Consider the following 5,936-nt stretch of genomic DNA (forward strand, 5'->3'; position numbering starts at 1 on the left):
CCGGGGCCTTACTCACTCGCGGTGACGGTGGGATTTGAACCCACGTTGGCTTTCACCAAACAACATTTCGAGTGTTGCACCTTCGGCCGCTCGGACACGTCACCAACGCAGTTACTTTACCGGTTGGCGGGCCCAAGCCCCAAAACGCTAGAGATCGACGACGTCGTTCTTGCCTGGATCGGCGCGCTCACCGGTCATCAGACCCTTGGCGATCTTGAAAGCCGAGACGATCTTCGGGGAATCCAGGGTCCAGTATTCGGCGGTATCGGCGTCGACCTTGATCAGGGCCACCGAGTTGTCGTCCTTGCCGTTCTCGAACCACGGCTCCACCGAAGCACTCCACAGCTCGTCGATCTTGGCGCGGTCCTTGGTCAGCGACGCGGTGCCCGTGATCGATACGTAGCCCTTGCCGCTGCTGATCGACACGTTCACCTGCGGATTGGTGCGGATTTCCGCGGACTTCGGCGAGGGGTCCTCCGTGAAGAACCACAGATCGCCGTCGAACTCGGCCTTCTGCACGGCGAGCGGGCGGCTGACCAGCTGGCCCTCACCGTTGATGGTGGTCAGGATTGCGATGTCTGCATCCTTCAAAACCTTGTGTAGTTCCTTCATGCCATCCTGCTGCGAGGTCATCAAGTGCTCCTTTTAACTATGCGGCTTACCGGATTTAGTCAGCCTACGCAGTACCTCAGGTCAGCGATACCGGCTTAGCCTCCAGCGAAATCCGCTGGCACTGCCCGACGGTGTCACCGTTCGTTGCGCTGGGCGGTGAAAAAGTCCTTCAGCAACTCGGCACACTCGTCTTCGCGGATCCCGGGCACAACCTCGGTCCAATGGTTGAGCCGTCGTTCCCGCAGCACATCAAAAACCGACCCTGCCGCGCCCGCCTTGAGGTCCCATGCCCCGAACGCGACGCGCGGGACGCGTGCCAGCACCGAGGCGCCGGCGCACATGGCGCACGGCTCGAGGGTGACCACCAGGGTGCACCCGTCCAGCCGCCAGTTGCCGGTGGTCGCCGCGGCACGGCGCAAGGCCAGCACCTCGGCGTGGGCTGTCGGATCCCCGGTCGCTTCACGCTCATTCCAGCCGGTCCCCAGTACCGTGCCATCTGCGGCGACGACGACGGCGCCAATCGGCACATCCGCCGTCTCCAGGGCGCGGTGTGCAGCATCCAGTGCGAGGCCCATCCACTGGGAAAGGAGCGGGTCGGTTCCGAGGGGGTTTGGCGGCATGCCCCCAATGATACTTTTGAGCTATGCGCGTACTGGTTGTAGATCATCCCCTTGTAGCCCACAAACTCACCGTCCTCCGGGACAAGGACACGGCATCGCCGGTGTTCCGGCAGTTGACCGAGGAACTGGTGACGCTGCTCGCCTACGAGGCAACCCGCAATGTCCGGGTGGAGCCCGTCGAGATCGAAACGCCGGTGACTACCGCGATCGGGACGGGATTGGTGAAGCCCACCCCCCTCGTCGTCCCCATTCTTCGTGCTGGCCTGGGCATGCTGGAAGGCATGACCCGGTTGGTTCCCACCGCCGAGGTGGGTTTCCTGGGCATGGCCCGCAACGAGGAGACCCTCGAGGCCATCACCTACGCGGAACGGCTGCCCGACGACCTCACCGGCCGCCAGATTTTCGTCCTCGACCCGATGCTCGCCACCGGCGGCACCCTGCGCGAAGCGATCAAGTTCCTGTTCAAACGCGGCGCCGCCGATGTCACCTGCATCTGCCTCCTCGCCGCACCCGAGGGCCTTGCCGCACTGCAGGCCGAGCTCGAGGACGCCAACGTGACCATCGTGCTGGCCTCCATTGACGAGAAGCTCAACGAAAATGCCTACATTGTGCCCGGACTGGGTGACGCGGGAGACCGCCTGTACGGCGTCGTCGGCTAGTCGCGGCCTCGATCGCGGCAGCTGCGTGGGGGCGCCGCCGTCGACGTCGTCGTTGACCGATTTCGCGTTCGGTGAGCCTGTGTGCGACGGCGTTGCGCCCTGCTCCGGTGGGCAAGCTCGACTCAGGCGGTCAACCAGGGCCTGGGTGAGCGGAATGTCGCCCACCGATTTCCAGGTTGCTCACCCAGAGCGGGGAATTTGGTCCGCACCGGCGGAATCGCAGCGGGAAAAGGGCGACTGGCCGCACCCCAAACCATTGTTACTTGCGCGTAAAGGAATGTGACGTGCAATAATTTGTAACGTGTTTACCCACTCATCGGCATCTCCAGTTGCAGCATCAACCGCAGGCGCACAGCCTGCGAGTGCCACGCGCTGGTGTCGAATGCACGCGTAACGGCTTACCCACACCCCTTACGCACTCCTAGCCCAACGGCGGGCTCCATTGAAGCCATCTCGACTCGGGCATACCCCCGCATTCGTGCCGTGATGACGGCCATTCACGTAGAGGCAAGCGATATATGTCAGTAGCATCCGGATACGTCCACATCTCTCTCCGCAACGCACAGAGCCGCGCCAACCTTCAGGGCCGCTCCTACCAGTCGCGCCCCTCCTTCGTCCCCTACGGCGAGGTTCCGGCGCAGGACCAGGCCGCGTCCGGGTACCGCCCCCTCCAGGCCGTGGCTGGCCCACTGGACAGCGCCCACCCCGATACGGCGCCCACCCCGGTAGTCACCCCGAACGGAGTGCCCGGCCCCCAGTCCGTGACCGGTGATACCACCGCGCGCGGCTTCGTGCTATATGTCGCACTGGATGAGGGAATCGCTGCCACCTGCGGCACCACGTTGACCAAGCTGGCCCAGGACGTCAGGGCCTACGTTCGGTCCGTCGTCCCAGAGGCCCAAAGCCACGCTGCTGTGGCGCTGGCACCCGCCGACGCCGTGGGAAGCGATATCGACGTCGTCCGGCAGGCTCTTGGCGACCCCACAGTTACCCGGCGCGTCCCCGCTCAGGCGGCCCAGCCTGCCGCACCGCGACCCACGGGTGTCCTTATCGACCTGTCCCGGCGAGAGGTTCACCTCGACGGCGACACGCTCAACCTCACTTTCAAGGAGTTCGAACTCCTCAACTACCTGGTCGAAAACGCGACCCGGACAGTTGGCCGTGAGGAACTTCTCAGTGGGTTGTGGCGCAATGCCGAAGAGGTGCCCAACGAGCGCACCATCGACGTCCACATTCGCCGTCTTCGCTCCAAGCTGGGGCGGCTCGCGAACACCGTCCGAACGGTCAGGGGGCAGGGCTACCGGTTCTACGAGCACCCTGAAGTCATCGTCTGGGCCGCCCCCGAATACTCCATCTAGTCGGGTCAGCGCCTAATCGCCGCCGCCAGCCGATAGCAAAACCGCCACCAGGGGTACCAAACCGCAGCGGCAAGTGCTAACCTGTGGCAATCTCATCATCGGGGTGACTGTTGGGAGTCAGTCGCCCTCAAGATGAGATGGGCCGGGTAACCAGTGGCTGCAGAAGCGGAAGACTATACGATTCCCTGCGCCCTGGCGGGTGTTCGGGATGGTGTGTGACGAGGCGGTAGTAGTTGCCAGTTCCCATTTCCACACTCGCCACATTGGGGATAGGTATGACTGGGGACAGAACCCGCGGCCAGTTGCTTTCGCAACTGGAGGTGCTGCTTCGTCGCGGAGTGTCGGTGGTCGTCGAAGGCCAATTCGGTTCCGGAAAAACGGAGTCCCTGAAGATCGCTGCCCGGTCGCTTGAGTCCGACCGAACCATTGTGCGCCTCCGCGGAACCCCCCGAGGCACCAAGACCGCATACCTGGCGCTCGCAGACCTGGTCAGGGTCCGTCCAGGCACGGTCCCACACCCGGCCGTGATGTTCGCCCAGCTCGCCCAGCGGCTGAGGAAGCTGGCCGTTGAACGCCCGGTGATCCTCCTGATCGACAATTTCGATTTCCTCGACCCGCAGAGCAGGGCCATGTGCACCATGCTGCTGGAAATGCCCTCGGTAACCCTCCTGGTCTCCTGCAACCGGGTCGAGGACACCCCCGAACTTCGCGCGGCCGTCAACAGCCGCACCATGGAAGCCCTCACCCTTTCCTCGCTATCGGTTGCCGAGGGTAGGGAGGTTATCGAGCGCTTCCTCGGGGGCGAGGTCTCGACTTCGGTTGTTAACTCGCTGCACGCCCATTCCAGAGGCAATGCAAGGATTCTGACCATGCTCGCCGCGCATGGTCGCGAGAACGGCAACATTGCACACGTCGACGGACTCTGGCGCACCACCGCCCACTACGCCGAGCCCTTCACCAGTAGCTCATTGCGCAGCGGCCTGGCGGTGCTGCAATCGCGGCTGAACGCCGATGAACGCGCCGCATTGGAAGTACTTGCTGCGGCCGGATCAGTCCACATTGATGTGCTGGCACGCCACTGCGATATGCGGGCACTCGAACACCTGCAGCGCGAAGGCATGGTGGACGCCCGCGACGGCGGAAACACCTACTGGCTGCATAGCAAAGGGCTGGCCCACATTCTGCGGCAGACTCTGGGGGACGCCAGAAGCCGTCAGATCTGGACCGAAATCGTGGAGCCCGGGATGGCCCTCCGAGGGGTACGCCCACCGGGCGCGAACATTGTTTGGGCGCTCCAACGCGGAATCGAGGTCAATGACACGGCCCTCCTGAACGCCGCCGACGACGCGATGCGCGCCTATTCCCCCCGCATCGCCCTCGATCTGGTTTCCGCCGTGAAACGGAAGACTGAACTCTCGGCCCGGGTGCAAGCGGAAGCCCACTGGTTCCTCGGGCAGGTGGAGGAGGGCCGGCGTGCCCTGGATGGTCAGGCCGACGCGCCGGAGGCGTCGACCGCACCGGCCGTCGATGACGCGGCAATCAGCCAACTGGTCCGGTCTGTCTTCGCGGCCGATGATGTGGCCTGGGATGAGGACCCGGAGCAGCTGACCGAGGACCCGCTGCGGCAGCTGCTGATTCACCGGCGGACCGGCAACTACCCCGCCCTGTTGTACGTCTTCCGCGCGAACAGTTTTCCTTCGGGTTCGGACGCCCGCTACCTGGTCACAATGCTGGCCGCGGAGGCCTATGCCGCGTGTGGAGACTCGGCGCGGGCACGACTCATGACCATCGAATGCGGGCTCGTGGCTGGGAGCGTCCGGTCCGCCGTCGTGCGTGAACTTGGTGAAACCGCCCACTACCGGGTGCTGTTCCTCAACGGCGAGTGGCGGGTGCTCACTGACATGCTCTCCCAGCACGTACTGCGACGGCCAGGCCGCTTGTTGTTTGGCGAACAGTCGACCCTGTCGCTCCCACGCCTGATCTCCCGAGAGTCGCGGGACGGCGTCATCGCCGGAGATCGTAGTGCGGCGCGTCCCGCTGACCTGTTCGCCTGGTTTATCCAACGGTCGGCGGACCTGTTCGCCCTGCAAGGCTCAGGCCGTTCACCGGCCACCGGGTTGCAGGAATTGGCGGGGGACAGGAAGCTCACCGGCCTGTTTGGGCTGCAGCTGTTCGCGCTGGGTTCCCTGGTGCTCTTGCAGGGGGAAGGCGACACGGAGGCTGCCCTCGCTGACCATTTCAACGAACTGGACCTCAAGCGCCTCGAACGGTGCGCCCGAAACACGTCGGGCCCACTGGCTCGGCAGTTGGGGCTCCTCGCCGAAGGTCTGCTGGCCGGCGATCCAGCTACCCTCGTCCGGGCAGCGCAGGTCGCCGCCCGCCACGGAAACGTCGGACTGTCGGCCGTGGCCGCCACTCTCGCCTCGCGGGCTGCTGGCAGGATCAAACAACCCGAGGTCCAGCGGGCTGCGCAGGTACTGGTGCCTGGTTCGGATTCCCGCCCCACCATGCCTGAGGACACCTCGATGCTGACCCGCCGAGAGCGTCAGGTGGTTGATCTCGCTATGTCCCGCAGCAAGAACTCGGAGATCGCCGCAGTCCTTGGCATTTCACCGCGGACAGCCGAACGCCACCTTCAAAACGCCTACCGCAAACTGGGTGTCTCCACCCGCGAGCAGTTGCGGCTC

5 protein-coding genes and 1 tRNA gene are annotated in these 5,936 nt (G+C 64.5%); 3 read left to right on the top strand and 3 right to left on the bottom strand.

Annotation, left to right across the window (positions count from 1 at the left end; all coding sequences use genetic code 11):
* Nucleotides 1-19: 19 nt before the first annotated feature.
* The 3 genes from K728_RS0100280 to tadA form a co-directional block, all read right to left on the bottom strand.
* Nucleotides 20-104 (bottom strand) — tRNA-Ser (locus K728_RS0100280).
* Between the two features lie 43 nt (nucleotides 105-147).
* The gene (locus K728_RS0100285) at nucleotides 148-633 is read right to left on the bottom strand and encodes a pyridoxamine 5'-phosphate oxidase family protein (RefSeq protein ID WP_024475469.1); all 486 of its coding nucleotides are present in this window, start codon (nucleotides 631-633) and stop codon (nucleotides 148-150) included.
* A gap of 113 nt (nucleotides 634-746) precedes the next feature.
* Nucleotides 747-1,232, bottom strand: coding sequence for a tRNA adenosine(34) deaminase TadA (gene tadA, locus K728_RS0100290; RefSeq protein WP_019482334.1), 486 nt, complete (start codon nucleotides 1,230-1,232; stop codon nucleotides 747-749).
* A gap of 23 nt (nucleotides 1,233-1,255) precedes the next feature.
* On the opposite strand from tadA, the gene upp reads away from it, so the two are divergent.
* The 3 genes from upp to K728_RS18000 form a co-directional block, all read left to right on the top strand.
* A complete protein-coding gene (upp, locus tag K728_RS0100295; RefSeq protein ID WP_019482335.1) occupies nucleotides 1,256-1,891 on the top strand; it encodes a uracil phosphoribosyltransferase in 636 nt (211 codons plus the stop codon).
* A 518-nt stretch (nucleotides 1,892-2,409) separates the two neighbouring features.
* Nucleotides 2,410-3,249: a winged helix-turn-helix domain-containing protein gene (locus tag K728_RS0100300; protein ID WP_019482336.1), complete on the top strand. Its 840-nt coding sequence runs from the start codon at nucleotides 2,410-2,412 to the stop codon at nucleotides 3,247-3,249.
* Between the two features lie 275 nt (nucleotides 3,250-3,524).
* Nucleotides 3,525-5,936, top strand: a 2,412-nt coding sequence (locus tag K728_RS18000; protein ID WP_035746578.1) for a helix-turn-helix transcriptional regulator, incomplete at its 3' end; no start/stop codon positions are given.

This window comes from Arthrobacter sp. CAL618 (assembly GCF_000468215.1).
In the GTDB taxonomy this organism is placed as follows: Bacteria; Actinomycetota; Actinomycetes; order Actinomycetales; family Micrococcaceae; genus Arthrobacter_D.

Coding starts and splice junctions, on each gene's coding strand:
- K728_RS0100285 (WP_024475469.1), bottom strand. CDS start 633: ATGACCTCGCAGCAGGATGGCATGAAGGAACTACACAAGGTTTTGAAG.
- tadA (WP_019482334.1), bottom strand. CDS start 1,232: ATGCCGCCAAACCCCCTCGGAACCGACCCGCTCCTTTCCCAGTGGATG.
- upp (WP_019482335.1), top strand. CDS start 1,256: ATGCGCGTACTGGTTGTAGATCATCCCCTTGTAGCCCACAAACTCACC.
- K728_RS0100300 (WP_019482336.1), top strand. CDS start 2,410: ATGTCAGTAGCATCCGGATACGTCCACATCTCTCTCCGCAACGCACAG.